Raw genomic sequence first — 15,350 nt, forward strand, 5'->3', positions numbered from 1 at the left:
TGGATCTACAGGATAAACCACTTTTCGGGCAAACTTGAACCCGTTGCCGTGCCGGTCCATCGTCCCGTTCATTCCGCCAGCCAGAGGCATTCGCATGTACGTACCCGCTCATTTCGCCGAAACCCGCAAGGAAGTGCTGCACACCCTCATCGCCCAACACCCGTTTGGCACACTGGTCACGCACGGCCAAAGCGGGCTCGACGCCAATCACATCCCGTTCGAACTGGCCGCCGAAGAAGGCGAGCTGGGCGTGCTGCGCGCGCACGTCGCGCGGGCCAATCCGGTATGGCAGGACGCGGCGAACGGCGACGAGGTACTGGTGATTTTCCGGGCCGGGGACGCCTACATTTCGCCGAACTGGTATCCGAGCAAGCACGAAACGCACAAGCAGGTCCCCACCTGGAATTACCAGGTCGTCCACGCGCATGGACGCATCGCGATCCTCGACGACGAGCGCTATGTGCGCGGCGTGGTCAGCCGCCTGACGCGCACGCACGAGGCATCGCTGCCGAAACCCTGGAAGATGGGGGACGCTCCCCAGGACTATATCGATACGATGCTCAAGGCCATCGTCGGCCTGCAGATCGAGATCACGCGACTCGTCGGCAAGAGCAAACTCAGCCAGAACAAGGAAACCCGCGATATTCGCGGGGCCGCCGAGGCGCTCAAGGCAAGCGGAGCGTCACCGATTGGCGATGCCATGCTCGCCGAGGCCGCCAGGAAGCCGGAATAGCGAACCGCAGGCGGGGAGCCGACGGCCACTCCCTCACCGAAGCGAAGCGCGCGCGGAAATCGCCTACACTACAGAACCGGCGAACGCGGCCGCTCCGCGCGGGCTCATCATGGCGCACATCTTCTTCGCAGCCTCGATTCAGCGGCATGTCGCAACGCCCGAGCGCGAAGTGGACGCACGCACGCTCGGCGAAGCGCTCGAGACCGTATTTGTAGCGCAACCCCGGCTGCGCGGCTACATCCTCGACGACCAGGGCTCGCTGCGCAAGCATCTGTCCGTGTTCGTGGATGGCCGCCCGGTGCGCGACCGCCAGCATCTGTCCGATTCGCTCGGCGAGCAGAGCCGCGTGTACGTCGTGCAGGCACTGTCGGGCGGATAAAGGGACATCAAGGCTGCATTCGAGGAGACACTCGACATGAACGATCGATTGCTCGTCGCAACCCGCAAAGGGCTGTTCGTTCTGCATACCGATAGCCACGGCGGCTGGACGCTCGGCGACCCGCATTTCGTCGGCGAACCGGTGAGCATGGTGCTGCACGATGCGCGCGACGGATCGCTGTACGCCGCGCTCAATCTCGGCCACTTCGGCGTAAAACTGCATCGCCGGCGCGCAGGCGCGGCGGATTGGGAAGAGTGCGCGGTGCCCGTTTATCCGCCGCAGCCCGCCGGCGATCCGCTTGCCGACAACGGCGCGAACCCCGGCGCAGATGATAAGGACACCGATCCGTCGGGCCCGCCGCTCGCCTGGACGCTTCACCAGATCTGGTCGCTCGAAACGGGCGGGCCGGACGAGCCAGGCGTCCTGTGGGCCGGCACGATACCCGGCGGCCTCTTCCGCTCCGACAACGCGGGCGATAGCTGGACGCTCAACCGCCCGCTATGGGATCGTCCGGAGCGCCGCGAATGGGCCGGCGGCGGCTACGACTGGCCGGGCATCCATTCCGTGCTGGTCGATCCGCGCGACAGCCGGCACGTGACGATAGGCGTATCGAGCGGCGGCGTCTGGCAGACCTTCGACAGCGGCGCGACCTGGCACCTGAACGCCGAAGGCATGGAAGCCGACTACATGCCGCCGGAGCGGCGCGGCGAGGGCAACGTGCAGGATCCCCACCGCGTCGTGCAATGCCCCGCCAATCCCGACGTACTCTGGACGCAGCATCACTGCGGGATTTTCCGCTCGACCAACGGAGCGATGCGCTGGCAGCGGATCGAAGCGCAACCTTCGAGCTTCGGCTTCGCGGTGGCCGTGCACCCGCGCGAGCCCGATACCGCGTGGTTCGTGCCCGCCGTGAAAGACCAGTACCGGATTCCCGTGAACGGCCAGTTCGTTGTCACGCGCACGCGCGACGGCGGCCGCACCTTCGAGCGCTTCTCGAGCGGCTTGCCGCCCGCGCCCGCTTACGACCTCGTGTACCGGCACGGACTCGCGATCGACGACTCCGGCGCGCACCTCGCCATGGGGTCGACCACCGGCGCGCTATGGACGTCCGACGACGGCGGGGAGAACTGGCATCTGATTTCAGCGCATTTGCCGCCGGTGTATTGCGTCCGGTTTGGTTGAGGCGCGCAGCCGGCCGGGCGGCGCACGGCGTTATATGATGTGTCGCCTCCACGACCAGAACGACGCCATATGCGCCATTTCCCGCGATTGCCCGGACTCCTGAACCATGCGGCACACGGCACGGCGCTATGGCTCGCGTCCCTCGCGCTGATTGCCGCCGCCGCTTCGCAAGCGCACGCCGCCAAAGCACCGTGTTCCAGGGTCGATGCGGGCTACGTGCTCGACGACAGTCTGCGCGGCACGTTCGGCTCGACGAGCCCGGTCAATGCCTGCGTCGACGTGCTGCGCCCGCACAACGACGGACCGCGCCGCCTGCGCGTTTTCGTCGACGGCAAGCCGGTGCTCTCGAACGACTCCGTCGCGCTGGGCCCGAACGACGGCGGCGTGAATGGCGATCCGTTTCAGCCGCTCGCCAGCGGCCACGGTTCCCTGATCGTGCAGAACGCAGGCGGCGGCGGTCCGCTGCAATGGACCGAGACATGGCGTCTGACCATACGCGACGGCCAATGGATCGTGGCGGGATGGGACAACGACGCTACGGATACGCACAGCGCCGCGGACGGCGGCGGCGAATTCCATCTGAGCATCAACTTCCTCACCGGCGACATACAGGACAACTACGATCCGCCCGACGACGACAATGCGTCGTCGAAGCGCCCCGCGCGGCATGTCTGCAAGGTGCCCGCCGGGTGGCGCAGCCCGCCCGTCGCGCAAGTCGCAAAGCTACGCAATACAAGCTGGAATTGCGACGCGAAGCTTGGGAAGCCGCTATAGGACGGGCTACATAGGGCGGACTATGAAGCCGGCGCTGACCCGGCCGATTGCCGCTGGCTTCTGCGCGTAACGAGGCCGCGAATGCATACGCGCAGGCATCGAAGCGCCGGGTCGGCATCGGCGCGCGGATGCCACCCCTGCACGATCTGCTCGACCGGCACGGCCACCGGCAGCCGGAACATCGCGATTCCGAGGCTCTTTTCGACATTGCGCACCATGGGCTCCGCCGCGCACGCAACCAGGTCCGACTGTGCCGCCGCCATCAGCGAGCCGTAGGCGGTCGGCACCGTCAACGCAACCTCGCGCACGATCCCGGCTTCGGCCAGCGCGCGGTCCAGCACGTCGCGGCTTTGTCCGCGCTGCAGCACGGCAACGTGCTGCGAGGCGGCGAAGCGCTTGAGCGTGGCCCGCGAGCGGGCCAGCGGGTGTCCTGCCCTCACGGCTCCTACGATGTGCTGTTCGAGTAGCAGTTCCGTGTGGATCTCCGGGCTGCGATCGTACAAGGTCCCGATGTCGAGGTCGACGCGACCCTCGCGCAGCGCCATGACATCGCCGTCGAGTTCAGGCACGAAGCGCACGGTGGCAAGCGGCATGGCCTGCCGCACCGCCGCCAGCAACTGCGCGCCGAACACCACGGGAAAGCTGTCCATCGCACGCACGACGAATTCGCGGCGCATAGACGATAGTTGCGGCCCGTCCGCGGGCAGCATGAGTTGCCGCGCCTCGGCGACGAGCCGGCGCACGGGCTCCCGCAGTTCCAGCGCGCGCTGCGTGGGAATGAGGCGCTGGCCGGCGCGCACGAGGATCGGATCGCCTAGCGCCTCGCGAATGCGCGCGAGCGTATGGCTCATCGCCGGTGCGCTGAGGTGCATGCGTTCCGCCGCCTCGCTCACGCTGCCGGTACTGAGCAGCGTGTCGAGCGCGCAGAGCAGATTCAGGTCGAGTTTGTTCATTTCGTGCAGGTATCGATTAAGAACATTGCACTGGTCAAATGTGGGCCATCGTACAACACTGGCGCCCATGACTACGAGACCCGACACCGCGCTTCCGCTGGCCGCGACGTTCCTCGCCTTCCTCAGCCTCGTTGTACTGGCCGCGCTCGATCAGACCGTCGTATCGACGGTCCTTCCCGGCATTCAACGCGACCTTCGCGGCTCGAGCGACATTGCGTGGATATTCTCGGCCTACCTGATCACATCGACTGTCGCGGTGCCGCTATACGGAAAGCTCGCCGATCAGTGGGGCAGCAAGCCGGCTCTGCTTGCGGCCGCGTCGATCTTTCTGGCGGGCTCGGTTCTCTGCGGCGCGAGCAGCAGCGCCGTGGAACTCGTGTTGGCGCGCGGACTTCAGGGTGCGGGGGGAGGCGCGTTCATGACGCTGGCCATGACCTCGGTGGCGCGTCTCTTCGATCCGCCGCTGCGCTTTCGGCTACAAGGGCTGCTCGGCGCGGCGTTCAGCCTTTCGACCATGGCGGGACCGGTATTGGGCGGCGTCCTCGTGCAATACGGTTCGTGGCGATGGGCGTTTTTTTTCAATGTCCCCGCGGCGCTGCTCGCCATCGCAGTCCTCAATTTCACGCTGCCCCGCACGCGCCCGATACAGGCCGGCGGCATGGATTACCGCGGTGCGCTGCTGTTGACCGCATCCCTCGTGTGCATCATCGTGGGAACGTCCCGCAACGTGGCGCCGGGCGTGGGCCAGGCCGGCTGCGTACTGGCGGGTATCGCCCTGGCTGCGGTCTTTATCCGGCTTCAGGCGCGTGCGCCCAATGCGCTTCTTCCGCTCGAACCGTTTCGGCATCCTTCCTATGTGGTGGCGAACGTGCTGAGCGCGGCGTCGGGCATCGCGCTCTTTGCCGTTGTCGTGTTCATGCCGCTGTATTTCCAGTCCGCGCGCATGTTGACCCCGACCGCGTCCGGATGGCATCTGATGGCGCTGACGACCGGCATTACGCTCGGCTCGGCCGCCGGCGGCCGTTTTCTCACCGCCGCCGGGCGAGTACGCCGGTTGGCGACAACGGCGTGCGGGCTGATCTTCGTCGCCCTGGCGGCGCTGGCGTTTGCGCTCGCCAGCCATGGCGCTCCTGTGTTCGCGCTTGCCGCGTGCCTCGCGCCGTTGGGTGCCGGTCTCGGAATCCTGTTTCCGCTCGTCACCGTAGTGGCGCAGCGATCGGTTTGCCCAACCATGCTGGGCGTGGCAACGGCGAGCCCGGTCATGTTCAGGTCGGTGGCGGGCGCCCTCGGCGTGTCGGTGCTCGATGCGATCTTTTCGGGCGCCATGCGTCACGCCGGGACCACGCTCCCGGGCGCCGCATCGGGAACGGCCGCGTTTGAAGACGCATTGAGCGTGGTGCTATGGGTGGTCGCCGGCGTGGCACTCATGGCCGGCCTTGCGGCGTGGCGTCTTCCACGGCAACTCATACGCCTCGCACCGCTTCGGCCTGGCCTTAACGTTGCTGCCGGAATGGAGGCACAGGAATAACTCGATAACCGAACCGGCCGCGCGCGCTCACGCCGACCGCAGTTCCCGCAGCCCTCGCCCCAGCCTGCGGCGAAGCAGCGTTCGCAGCGTGGCGCCGTCGGCATAGCCCACTTCCGCGGCAATGGCATCCAGATCCATCGAGCTCGTTTCGATCAGATGCCGCGCGCGCTCCACCCGACGGTCCTGGAAATACGACAACGGCGATTTGCCGAGCACGGCTTCCGCGCGCCTTTGCAGCGTCCGCGGGCTGGTGGCGAGCGCACTCGCCGCCTCCTGGAGCGAAAAGCCACTCGCCAGGTTCGCGCGCGTCCAGCGCTCGAATCGCTCGATGAGCGGGTCGCTGTGCGCGAGGTGATCGGGAATGATGTACGGCGCCTGCGAGACCCGCCCGTCGACCAGCATGTACCGCGCCACGAGCGTCGCCAGCTCCGGGCTCGCCTGGCGAATCAGCCAGAGTACGAGATCGAGGTGTCCCATCGCCGCGCCGGCCGTCACGAACGGCCCGGATGGGACCAGCATGCGGTCCTTGTCGAGGCGTACCTTCGGGTAGCGGCTGCGAAAGAGCGGACTGAGCCACCAGGTCGTCGTGGCTTCCTCCGTGTCGAGCAACCCCGATTCGGCGAGGATGAATGTCCCGATGCAGGCCGCCGCGATGCGGGCGCCACCGGCGTGCCAGGCACGCAGCTGCGCCCCGGCATCGCGCACCGCGGGCCGATCGAGAAACCCGGCCAGCGTCTCGGGCGTCACGGTGCTGACCGCGGGAACGACGATCCAGTCGGCCGGCTGCGCGGTACGCGCCTTGTGGGTTTCGACCGTCACGCCAAGCGCCGTCTTGACGCGGGTTCGCAGGCCGGCCAGTTCGACTTCGAATGGCGGCGGCTCGCCGGGATGCGCGACCGCAAAGAGCCCATTCGCCATCCTGAACGCGTCGCGCACCACCGCGAGGCCCGTGTCGAACACGCCATCCAGAGGGAACACGACGATACGCATGGCGTAAATGATTCGAATAATGTCATTTGCGATGCTACCTTCGCGGGCGGTCTGCGTCTATTCTTTGCTGCACCACACGATCGATGCAGGAGAACAGCATGGCGGAAACGACCCTCGCCGAACAGAAAGCCGGCACCGCGCACCCGCTGGACAATGCGATATGGAATGCGCTCACCGGCAGACACGGCGCCTTCATGGAAGGCGACGGCCGCGTGCGGCGCTATACGGGCACGGTTGCGCCGTTCGGGGCAATGGCCGATACCAGCCCCGAGTCGTTCAGGACGTTGCACGCGCTCACCGGGCGGCACGGCCCGACCGCCCTCGTGACCGTGGACGAGATCGTGCCTCCCGCGGCGTTCTCCATCACGAGGCGCGACACACTGCTGCAAATGGTGTGGCAGGGCGAGCCCGATCACGAGGACAAGCCGGCGCATGTCAAGCTGACTGCCGGGGACGTGCCCGACATGCTCGCCCTCGTGGCGGCAACGCAGCCCGGCCCCTTCGGTCCGCGCACCATCGAACTCGGCACCTATATCGGCATGCGCCACGAAGGCAAGCTCGCCGCGATGGCCGGCGAGCGCATCAAGCCCGACGGCTTCACCGAGATCAGCGCGGTCTGCGTGGACCCGGCCTTTCGAGGACAAGGTCTTGCCGCGCGTCTCATGAAGCGGCTCATCTCGGCCATCGCCGCGCGCGCAGAAACGCCCTTCCTGCATGTGGTCGCGTCGAATCGCGGCGCCATCGCGCTCTACGAGAAGCTGGGCTTTGTCGAGCGGCGCGCCATGCATCTCATGGTGCTTGGCGTGGCGCAGCGTTGATCGTGAGACGGCCGCTCACACTGGAGCGGCTCCATGGTGGAAACCCCGGAATGGAGCGACGGCTCGCGAGGCACCTCGTCCCCTACACGAACGCGGCTCAGGAATGCAAACGCGGCAAGCGCACACAGCGGCGTGATCGCGGCGAGCCCATCGAGCAGAAGGCCAAACGCCGCATGGTAAGCGGCCCGCAGTGCGGCGGGCGCGAGGCCCGGCAGTCGTGCGGCTGCACCGGCCAGGTTCCCCGCCGCAAGCTGCGCGCTCGTCACGGTGCTCGGCCAGCACCCGATCGCGCCCGGCCAGTTCTCGATCCTGTGGCCGTCCAGCCGGCAGCTTTCGCCGAAGCTGCGCGTCTTCGTCGACTTCATGTGCGCACATCTGTTTCAGGAGTCCGCGCCTTCCGGCATCACCCCCGCCCGTGCAACCGCCGATGCAACGGCCCCAGCGCGAGCGAAAGCGCCACGCACACCAGCAGCACGCCGACGAGCACAAACATCGTAGTCCTGAACGCATGCGCGTAGTCGGCCACGGCGGGGTGTGCGCCAAGCGTCGAGAAGAACGCCCCGCCCAGCGTGGCAGCCCCCACGGCCGCGCCAATCTGCAGCGTCGCCGTCACCATTCCCGAAGCCACGCCCGCGCGCTCGGGCGCGACCTCGGCCAGCACGATCCGCACCACGGACGGCATCACGAGCCCCTGCCCCATGCCGATCGCAGCGAGCCCCACGTAGAAGCCCGAGCCGGGCGCCGTGCTTCCGGCGAGCGCGGCAGCGGTCGCCAGCCCCGCCGCCAGCAGCACATAACCCAGCGTCAGCACGCGGTAGGCGCCGAACCGGTGAACGAGCCGCGGCATCAGCAGCGGGCTCGAAAGAAAACCCAGACCGAACGGCAGGATCGCGAGCCCCGAGGCGAGCGGCGACCAGTGCAGGCCACCTTGCAGATAGATGCCATAGGTCAGGAAGAACGCGCTCATCGTGTAGAACAGGAACGCCAGCGCAAGGCCCACCACCACAACCGGGTTGCGGAAAAGACGCAGGTCCAGCAACGGATCGTGGCCTGCCGCGAGCCGGCGCCACTCCACGCGCAGCAGCCAGCCCAGCACCGGCAGCGAGCCGGCGAGGCAGGCCAGCATCCCGAGCGGCCAGCCGGCCTCCCGTCCGCGCGTGAGCGGATAGACAAGCATCAGCAGGAACAGCGAAAGCAGGAGCGTGCCGGGCAGATCGATGCGCTGGCCGCGCGGCGGCCGGCTTTCCGGGATGAAGCGCCAGCTGCCGAGGAGCGCAAGCAGGCCGATCGGCAGATTGACGAGGAAAATCGCGCGCCAGCCCAGCCCGAAAGGATGCAGGCTGATCAGCGCGCCGCCGCCAAGCTGACCGATAACGGCAGCCAGCCCGAAGACGAAGCCGTAAAACCCCATGACGCGCACCTGTTCGTGCGGCGTGAAGACGCTGCGGATCGTGGCGAGCACCTGCGGCGCCAGGATGGCCGCGAACAGGCCCTGGAGCACACGCCCGGCAACCAGCACGCCGCCGCTGCCGGCCAGCCCGCACAGCGTGGAAGCCACCACGAAGCCGGCCATGCCGATCATGAAGATGCGCCTGCGGCCGTACAGATCGCCCAGCCGGCCGCCTGTGATCTGCATGACGGCATTCGCGCAGGCGTACGCGGAGACCACCAGCTCCAGCTCGGCGGGACGCGCGCCGAGTCCGTCGCGAATGGCCGGCAACGCGAGGTTCACGATGAAGTAGTCGATTGGCGGCAGGATCGCGCCGACCAGCAGGACGACCAGCGCCCAGCCGTGATGGCTGCGCGCGGCTTCGGTAGTGGCGCCGCATGCCGGAGCGGGGGCGGCGAGGGTGCTGTTTGTCATGAGTGCAGTCTCGATGCTCGGGCCCGCCGGGAGAGCGGGCATTCGAGACGCTATTCTGGTCTTGCCTCATGATCCGGAAAAGCGGGAAATGGTGTTAGTATCCATCGCATAATCCGATGGATGAGGCGGGCGATGCGCGGTTTCGATTTCGACCAGTTGAAGACCTTCACGGCGGTGGCGGAGGCAGGCAGCCTCTCGGCGGCCGCGCCGCTGCTGCATCTGTCGCAGTCGACGGTCAGCGAGCAGGTGCGCAAGCTCGAGGAGCGCGCGGGCGTGCCGCTTTTCGTGCGCAGCAAGCGCGGCGTCGAGCCGACGGCCTCGGGCGCGCGGCTGCTGGAGCACGCGCGGCGTCTCGTGGCGCTCAACGAGGCCGCCTTCGACGAATTGCGCGGTCAGGCGATCAAGGGCGAGTTGCGTGTCGCAATCACCGAGTATTTCCGCCCCAACGAGGTAGCGGGCCTGCTCGCGCGGCTACGCGAGTGCTACCCGCGGCTCAGCCTGCACGTGCGCGCGATGAAGAGCGCCGAAATCGAGCTCGCCCAGGCGAAGGGACAGATCGATATCGGCGTGGTCATGAATCTCTCGTCGGGGCCATACCGGCCCGTCGCCAGCGACGCCCAGTGGATCCTGCGGCGCGAGCCGGTCTACTGGGTCGCGTCGGCGGCGCTGGCGGAGCAGTTGCCCGAGCGGCTGCCGCTCGTGCTGCTGCCGGACGACTGCATGATGCATCAAACGGCGGTGCGTTCGCTCGAAGAGAAAGCGCTGCCCTACGAGCTCGTGCACAGCGCGTCCGGCGTGGCCGGCCTGCAGTCGATGGTCGCGGCCGGACTCGGCGTGGGCTGTCTCTGCGCGTCGTCGATCCCGGATGGGCTCGTGCGGCTGGGTGCGAAGTACCGGTTGCCGGCGCTGCCCGAAGCCGTGTTCTCGCTCACGCCGCCGCATCCCAGCGAACGGGAAGCGGTGGCACAGGCGAGAGAGGTGCTGTCACGGCAACTGCTGGTGTGACGCCTGGCCAGGAGAGCCGGGCCGGCAGCGGGTATTACGGGCGGCTGTTACGGGCGCGTGCGGCGCACGCCTGCGGCACGCAGCGTGGCGAGATCGGGGAAGCCGTCGACCGCCATCAGCAGATCCGCTTCGGCGAGAATGGACCGCACCACGTGGACGACACCGGCCGCGCCGCCCAGCGCGAGACCATAGGCATACGGCCGGCCGAGGCCGACCATGCTGGCCCCCATCGCGATTGCCTTGACGACGTCGGTGCCCGAACGGATGCCCGAATCGAACCAGACCGGAACCTTGCCGCATGCCGCGACGAGCGCAGACAGAAGGTCGATCGACGCAATTCCGCCATTGGCCTGGCGACCGCCATGGTTCGAGCAGTAGATCGCGTCGACGCCGGTGTCGATGGCGCGGCTGGCGTCGTCGGGATGCTGGATGCCTTTGACGATCAGCGGCAAGCGCGTGATGGATCTCAGCCAGGCGAGGTCGTCCCAGGTGACGGTTTGTCCGAACACCGTCGCCCATTCGCGCACGGCCCCGGCAAGATCCTCTTCCGGCGGCGCCGCGAGCCTGGCCCGGAAGTGCGGATCCGAGAAGTAATTGGCGAGCGCCACGCCGCGCAGTTGGGGAAAGTTGCTGTCGTTGAGGTCGCGCGGGCGCCAGCCCGTGAGCCAGGTGTCGAGCGTGACGACAATGCCCTTGTAGCCGGCCGCCTCGGCGCGCCGCACGAAGCTCGCGGCAAGATCGCGATCCTTGGGCGTGTAGAGCTGGAAGAAGGCCGTGCCTTCGCCCAGCGCTTGCGCAACGGCTTCGAGCGGATCGTTCATCAGCGTGGAGGCGATCATCGGCACGCCGGCTTCCGCCGCGGCCTGCGCCGTCGCAATATCGCCGTGGCCATCCTGCGCGCACGCGCCGATCACGCCGATCGGCGAAAGCATCAGCGGGGACGGGTAGCGCTTGCCGAACATCTCCACGGAAAGGTCGCGCTCGCGCGTGTCGACCAGCATGCGCGGCACGATCCCCCACTCCGCGAAAGCCTCCACATTGCGGCGCTGAGTGGACTCGTCGCCGCAGCCGCCCTGCACATAGCTCAGGAGCGACGGCGGCAAGGCGGAGGCCGCCCGCTCCTCCAGCCGCTTGAAATCCACGGGAAGATTCGGCCGAATGCCGTGGAGGCCTTTGACGTAGATTTCGTTCTGGTAATCACCGAATGGCTTCATGGTCACCTGCGCTAGTGGGTGGGCGATCTCCGGCTGCGTCGCGTGGCCGGAGGCGTGGATGCATGATGTCGGTAATCCCGCGCGGATTCTGTCGGGTAGGCGACAACTGCGGCCGCGGGAACGAAGCGCGGCCGCGGTCGGAAGCCCTGCGCCCTCTCAGGCGCCGGCTGCGCCCAGCCCTTCCACTGAGACGGTCAGGCCGGACCCGTCGGCGTTGTTCTGCAGCGTCAGCGTCAGGGCCTGGCGCTCCGCAATGCGCCACGCAATGGAAAGCCCGAGCCCGCTGCCCGTACCAGGCACATGGCTGCCGCGGTAGAAGCGGTCGAGCACGCGTTCGAGTTCGCCCGCCGGAATGCCGGGTCCGTTGTCGATCACCTGAAAGCCGAGCCGATCGCCGCTGCGCGTCAGCACGAGATCGACCTTGCCGCCCGGCGGGGTATAGCGGACCGCGTTGTCGATCAGGTTGCCGAGGAGCGTGGCGAGTCCATGTGCATCCGCGAGCACGTCGCACGGGTCGTCCGGCGCGACCGGCGCGCGGTGTTCGAGGCCGAGGTCGATGCCCTTCTCCTCCGCCAGCAGCGAGAAGTCGCCGACCGCGTGTTCCGCGAGCCTGCGCAGGCTCACGCGCGCCGCGTCGCGCTCGGGGCCGGCGTCCTCGCGCGCGAGCGTGAGCAACTGCTGCGCAAGCCGGATGAGGCGATTGAGCCGCATGGAAACCCGTTCGAGCGTGTGCGCCTCGCCGCTCAGCGTGCCGTCGCGCAGCGCGGCCTGAAGCTGGAGCTTGAGCGCGGCAAGCGGAGAGCGCAGCTCGTGCGCCGCGTCCGCAATGAAATTACGTTGGGTCTGCGAAGCAATTCTCAGGCGTTGCAGCAAATCGTTCAGCGCCTCGACGAGCGGCCGCAGTTCGACCGGCGTTTTGCCGTCGATGTGCAACGGTTCGAGCGAGTTGAGCGAGCGCGTCGCGAGGGCCGTGGAGAGCGCATTCACAGGCGCGAGCCCGCGAGCCGCAACGAGCAGCACGAGCGCGATCGCCGCCGGCACGAGCAGGGCGAACGGCCACAGGGTATGCAGGGCGAGCCTGAGCGCGAGCCCGTCGCGCACCGAAACCGGTTGCGCGACCTGCACGTAGCGCCCCGCCTGCTGCGTGCCGTACACGCGCCAGCGATTCTCCTCGTGGTCGACCGTGCGAATGCCGCTCACGTAGCGCGGCAGCGTGGGCGCCATGCGCGAGTGGTAGACGAGACGCCCGGCGTCGTCCCAGATCTCGATCAGGATGCGGTCGTCGGCAATGCCTTCGTATTCCGGGTCGGGTTGCTCGACATTGCGCGCGGCTTCGAGATTCGCCGGCATCGAGAGCGCCACCGTGCGCAACTCGTAATCGAACAGCTCGCTGGCCTCCTCGCGCGCCGTGTGAAAGATGCCGAACGCGGAAACCGCCGAAGCGACGGCGAACCCGCAGATCAGGCCGCCCAGCAGCTTGCGGCGTATCGAGCTCATTCGCACCTCTTGAGCCGGTAGCCCACGCCGCGCACCGTGACGATCTGCTCGGCGCCCAGCTTGCGCCGCAAGCTGTGCACATGCACTTCGATCGTGTTGCTGCCCACTTCCTCCCCCCAGCCATACATGCGCTCTTCGAGCTCGGCACGCGTAAACACCCGCGCGGGCTCCTCGATCAGGGCACGCAGCAACGCGAATTCGCGCGGCAGCAGCGCCACGTTCTCGCCGTTCATCGTCACTTCATGGCCGGCCGGATCGAGCATCAGCGCGCCGTGCGTGTAGACAGGCTGCTTCTTCCCGGTGCGCCGGCGCAGCAGCGCGCGGGCGCGGGCCGCGAGTTCGTCGAGGTCGAAGGGCTTGATGAGGTAGTCGTCGGCGCCGGCGTCCAGAGCGCCGATGCGCTCGCTCACCGCGTCGCGCGCGGTCAGCACGAGCACGGGCGCATCGCCGTCGCGCAGGCGATAGTCGGTGAGCACCGCGATGCCGTCCTTCTTCGGCAGGCCCAGATCGAGCAGAACGAGGTCGTAGACGCCGCTGCCGAGCGAGAGCTCGGCCTCGCGCCCGTCATGCGCCCAGTCGACCGCGTAGCCTTCGCGCCGCATCGACTCGAGCACCGTCTCGCCGATCATCTCGTCGTCTTCCACCAGCAAGAGGCGCATGGCGTTCCCCGTTTATCGCAACCCTGTATTCTCCCGTATTGCGGCTTAAGTCGGGCTTAAGCTGCGTGCCGTGCGAATGCGTCGTGCTATACCCCGGGCAATGCCCCGGCGCCGCTTGAGTGCTCGCGCTTAAGTGTTCGTTAAGCCCCGGCAGCTTAAAGTGCGCGACTGTTTCGTTTCCTCCGCACGTTCCACAGGGAGTCGCCCCATGCATTCCAGCAGTCGAAGTCTTGCCGGTCATGTCGTCAGCAAGGTTCCCGAGGTCACGCTCGGCTTCTGGCTCATCAAGATCGCAGCCACCACGCTCGGCGAAACGGGCGGCGACTGGGTGACGATGTCGCTGAACCTCGGCTATCTCGCCGGTTCGCTGATCTTTCTCGTGAGCTTCATCGTCCTGGTCTCGGGCCAGATCCGCGCACAGCGCTTCTATCCCTTCCTGTACTGGGCCACCATCGTCGCGACGACCACGCTCGGCACGACGCTCGCCGACTTCTGCGACCGCTCGCTCGGCGTCGGCTATCCGGGCGGGGTTTCGCTCGTCGCCGCACTGCTCGTCGCGAGCCTCGCCGTCTGGTATCGCGTCGAAGGCACGGTGTCGGTCGAGAGCGTCGTGAGCGCACGCGCGGAATGGTTCTACTGGATCACCATCCTCTTTTCGCAGACGCTCGGCACCGCGCTCGGCGACTGGGTGGCCGACGACGATCGCGGCGGTCTCGGCCTCGGCTTCGAAATGGGCGCCGCCATTTTCGGCGCCGGGCTCGTGATCGTGGCGCTGCTGCGGCTCTGGCCGCGCGTGTCGCGCACTGCCCTCTTCTGGGCCGCGTTCGTGCTCACGCGCCCGCTTGGCGCCACGCTCGGCGATCTGCTCGACAAGCCGATCGCGCAAGGCGGGCTGGATTTCAGCCGCTTCTACGCGTCGGCCATCCTGATCGTGTTCATCGTGGGCTGCGTCGTGCTGATCCCGCAACGCGCCGCGCGGCGCGCGCCTTCCGCTTAATCCGCTTAGTCCCTGTAATGCCGGCGCCTACGCCTTCACGACCGTGATCGCGAATCCGTCCCACCCCTTGGCGCCCACCGTCTGCACCGCGCTGCTTTCCAGCCGCGCGTCGTGCGCAAGCATGTCGATGTAGCGGCGCACGCCCACGACGTCGTCGTCACGATGCGCTTCGTCGGCCACGCGCCCGTCGCGCACGACGTTGTCGGCCACGATCACGGTGCCGGGCCGCGAAAGCTTCAGCACACGTTCGAGGTAATGCGGGTTGTTGCTCTTGTCCGCGTCGATGAAGATGAAGTCGAATGGCGCGACGCCCTCTTCGACCATGCGGTCCAGCGAATCGAGCGCCAGCCCCTCGACCACCGTGACCTTGTCGCTCACGCCCGCCGCGGCGAGATTGGCACGCGCCACGGCGGCGTTCGCGGTCATGGCCTCCAGCGTCACGAGTGTGCCGTCCGCAGGCAGCGCGCGGGCGAGCCAGATCGCGCTGTAGCCGCCCAGCGTGCCGATTTCCAGCACCCGGCGCGCACCCTGGATGCGGGCGAGCAGATACAGGAATTTGCCCTGATTAGGCGCCACGTTGATGGCTCGCAGGCCGGCCTTCGCGCTGGCCGCAAGCGCATCGTCCAGGGCCGGATCGTACCCGATGAGTCGCTCACAAAACCACTCGTCCACGGCGTGCCACGTTTGCTCGTTCATCGCTCGGCTCCTGTGCAATGGGAGCCGCCAGCTTACCGCACGCGCCACGGCAGGCGCAGAA

General features: G+C 67.6%; 15 protein-coding genes and 1 pseudogene. 9 read left to right on the forward strand and 7 right to left on the reverse strand.

All coding sequences use genetic code 11. The features are described from left to right. The first annotated feature begins 94 nt into the window (after positions 1 to 94). From BAC01S_RS24180 to BAC01S_RS24195, 4 genes are all read left to right on the forward strand, one after another. Positions 95 to 733 carry an FMN-binding negative transcriptional regulator gene (locus tag BAC01S_RS24180; RefSeq protein ID WP_027797077.1) on the forward strand — a complete coding sequence of 213 codons (639 nt, stop codon included), beginning with the start codon at positions 95 to 97 and terminating at the stop codon, positions 731 to 733. Positions 734 to 842: 109 nt separating this feature from the next. Beyond that, positions 843 to 1,112, forward strand: a complete 270-nt coding sequence (locus BAC01S_RS24185; protein ID WP_027797078.1) for a MoaD/ThiS family protein — start codon at positions 843 to 845, stop codon at positions 1,110 to 1,112. 36 nt (positions 1,113 to 1,148) lie between these two features. Next, positions 1,149 to 2,294, forward strand: a complete 1,146-nt coding sequence (locus BAC01S_RS24190; RefSeq protein WP_027797079.1) for a WD40/YVTN/BNR-like repeat-containing protein — start codon at positions 1,149 to 1,151, stop codon at positions 2,292 to 2,294. A gap of 69 nt (positions 2,295 to 2,363) precedes the next feature. Next, entirely contained in the window at positions 2,364 to 3,068 is a 705-nt protein-coding gene (locus tag BAC01S_RS24195) for a hypothetical protein (RefSeq protein ID WP_027797080.1), read from the forward strand. 20 nt (positions 3,069 to 3,088) lie between these two features. Here BAC01S_RS24195 and BAC01S_RS32450 read toward each other — a convergent pair whose 3' ends face one another. Further along, positions 3,089 to 4,021: a LysR family transcriptional regulator gene (locus BAC01S_RS32450; RefSeq protein WP_043203498.1), complete on the reverse strand. Its 933-nt coding sequence runs from the start codon at positions 4,019 to 4,021 to the stop codon at positions 3,089 to 3,091. Between BAC01S_RS32450 and BAC01S_RS24205 the strand changes: the two genes are divergently transcribed. After that, positions 3,981 to 5,549 carry an MFS transporter gene (locus BAC01S_RS24205; protein ID WP_218001772.1) on the forward strand — a complete coding sequence of 523 codons (1,569 nt, stop codon included), beginning with the start codon at positions 3,981 to 3,983 and terminating at the stop codon, positions 5,547 to 5,549. The two genes, BAC01S_RS32450 and BAC01S_RS24205, sit on opposite strands and share 41 nt — an antisense overlap. A gap of 27 nt (positions 5,550 to 5,576) precedes the next feature. Here BAC01S_RS24205 and BAC01S_RS24210 read toward each other — a convergent pair whose 3' ends face one another. Beyond that, positions 5,577 to 6,539, reverse strand: a complete 963-nt coding sequence (locus BAC01S_RS24210; RefSeq protein WP_027797082.1) for a GlxA family transcriptional regulator — start codon at positions 6,537 to 6,539, stop codon at positions 5,577 to 5,579. Positions 6,540 to 6,637: 98 nt separating this feature from the next. Between BAC01S_RS24210 and BAC01S_RS24215 the strand changes: the two genes are divergently transcribed. Together BAC01S_RS24215 and BAC01S_RS35695 are read left to right on the forward strand one after the other, a co-directional pair. Further along, entirely contained in the window at positions 6,638 to 7,357 is a 720-nt protein-coding gene (locus BAC01S_RS24215) for a GNAT family N-acetyltransferase (RefSeq protein WP_027797083.1), read from the forward strand. A gap of 255 nt (positions 7,358 to 7,612) precedes the next feature. Continuing rightward, positions 7,613 to 7,741: pseudogene (locus BAC01S_RS35695) on the forward strand (LysR family transcriptional regulator); the annotation flags it as partial. 19 nt (positions 7,742 to 7,760) lie between these two features. Here BAC01S_RS35695 and BAC01S_RS24220 read toward each other — a convergent pair. Next, a complete protein-coding gene (locus BAC01S_RS24220; RefSeq protein ID WP_027797084.1) occupies positions 7,761 to 9,221 on the reverse strand; it encodes an MFS transporter in 1,461 nt (486 codons plus the stop codon). A 132-nt stretch (positions 9,222 to 9,353) separates the two neighbouring features. Here BAC01S_RS24220 and BAC01S_RS24225 point away from each other — a divergent pair, with 132 nt between their 5' ends. After that, complete coding sequence (locus BAC01S_RS24225; protein ID WP_027797085.1) at positions 9,354 to 10,226, forward strand: LysR family transcriptional regulator; 873 nt, start codon at positions 9,354 to 9,356, stop codon at positions 10,224 to 10,226. Positions 10,227 to 10,273: 47 nt separating this feature from the next. Here the strand turns inward: BAC01S_RS24225 and BAC01S_RS24230 are convergent, their stop codons facing one another. The 3 genes from BAC01S_RS24230 to BAC01S_RS24240 form a co-directional block, all read right to left on the reverse strand. Beyond that, a complete protein-coding gene (locus BAC01S_RS24230; RefSeq protein WP_027797086.1) occupies positions 10,274 to 11,440 on the reverse strand; it encodes an alpha-hydroxy-acid oxidizing protein in 1,167 nt (388 codons plus the stop codon). A 156-nt stretch (positions 11,441 to 11,596) separates the two neighbouring features. Further along, positions 11,597 to 12,937, reverse strand: a complete 1,341-nt coding sequence (locus BAC01S_RS24235; protein WP_027797087.1) for an ATP-binding protein — start codon at positions 12,935 to 12,937, stop codon at positions 11,597 to 11,599. Continuing rightward, positions 12,934 to 13,596 carry a response regulator gene (locus tag BAC01S_RS24240; protein ID WP_027797088.1) on the reverse strand — a complete coding sequence of 221 codons (663 nt, stop codon included), beginning with the start codon at positions 13,594 to 13,596 and terminating at the stop codon, positions 12,934 to 12,936. Before BAC01S_RS24240 ends, BAC01S_RS24235 begins: the two co-directional genes overlap by 4 nt. Positions 13,597 to 13,804: 208 nt before the next feature. Here BAC01S_RS24240 and BAC01S_RS24245 point away from each other — a divergent pair, with 208 nt between their 5' ends. After that, positions 13,805 to 14,593 (forward strand): COG4705 family protein, encoded by a 789-nt coding sequence (locus tag BAC01S_RS24245; RefSeq protein WP_027797089.1) that lies wholly within the window; start codon positions 13,805 to 13,807, stop codon positions 14,591 to 14,593. A 27-nt stretch (positions 14,594 to 14,620) separates the two neighbouring features. Here BAC01S_RS24245 and BAC01S_RS24250 read toward each other — a convergent pair whose 3' ends face one another. Next, positions 14,621 to 15,289: an O-methyltransferase gene (locus BAC01S_RS24250; RefSeq protein ID WP_027797090.1), complete on the reverse strand. Its 669-nt coding sequence runs from the start codon at positions 15,287 to 15,289 to the stop codon at positions 14,621 to 14,623. Between the last annotated feature and the right edge of the window lie 61 nt (positions 15,290 to 15,350).

This window comes from Paraburkholderia acidipaludis NBRC 101816 (genome assembly GCF_000684975.1).
Classification (GTDB): domain Bacteria; phylum Pseudomonadota; class Gammaproteobacteria; order Burkholderiales; family Burkholderiaceae; genus Paraburkholderia; species Paraburkholderia acidipaludis.

Coding starts and splice junctions, on each gene's coding strand:
- BAC01S_RS32450 (WP_043203498.1), bottom strand. CDS start 4,021: ATGAACAAACTCGACCTGAATCTGCTCTGCGCGCTCGACACGCTGCTC.
- BAC01S_RS24235 (WP_027797087.1), bottom strand. CDS start 12,937: ATGAGCTCGATACGCCGCAAGCTGCTGGGCGGCCTGATCTGCGGGTTC.
- BAC01S_RS24215 (WP_027797083.1), top strand. CDS start 6,638: ATGGCGGAAACGACCCTCGCCGAACAGAAAGCCGGCACCGCGCACCCG.
- BAC01S_RS24190 (WP_027797079.1), top strand. CDS start 1,149: ATGAACGATCGATTGCTCGTCGCAACCCGCAAAGGGCTGTTCGTTCTG.
- BAC01S_RS24225 (WP_027797085.1), top strand. CDS start 9,354: ATGCGCGGTTTCGATTTCGACCAGTTGAAGACCTTCACGGCGGTGGCG.
- BAC01S_RS24220 (WP_027797084.1), bottom strand. CDS start 9,221: ATGACAAACAGCACCCTCGCCGCCCCCGCTCCGGCATGCGGCGCCACT.
- BAC01S_RS24245 (WP_027797089.1), top strand. CDS start 13,805: ATGCATTCCAGCAGTCGAAGTCTTGCCGGTCATGTCGTCAGCAAGGTT.
- BAC01S_RS24250 (WP_027797090.1), bottom strand. CDS start 15,289: ATGAACGAGCAAACGTGGCACGCCGTGGACGAGTGGTTTTGTGAGCGA.
- BAC01S_RS24180 (WP_027797077.1), top strand. CDS start 95: ATGTACGTACCCGCTCATTTCGCCGAAACCCGCAAGGAAGTGCTGCAC.
- BAC01S_RS24230 (WP_027797086.1), bottom strand. CDS start 11,440: ATGAAGCCATTCGGTGATTACCAGAACGAAATCTACGTCAAAGGCCTC.
- BAC01S_RS24195 (WP_027797080.1), top strand. CDS start 2,364: ATGCGCCATTTCCCGCGATTGCCCGGACTCCTGAACCATGCGGCACAC.
- BAC01S_RS24185 (WP_027797078.1), top strand. CDS start 843: ATGGCGCACATCTTCTTCGCAGCCTCGATTCAGCGGCATGTCGCAACG.
- BAC01S_RS24240 (WP_027797088.1), bottom strand. CDS start 13,596: ATGCGCCTCTTGCTGGTGGAAGACGACGAGATGATCGGCGAGACGGTG.
- BAC01S_RS24210 (WP_027797082.1), bottom strand. CDS start 6,539: ATGCGTATCGTCGTGTTCCCTCTGGATGGCGTGTTCGACACGGGCCTC.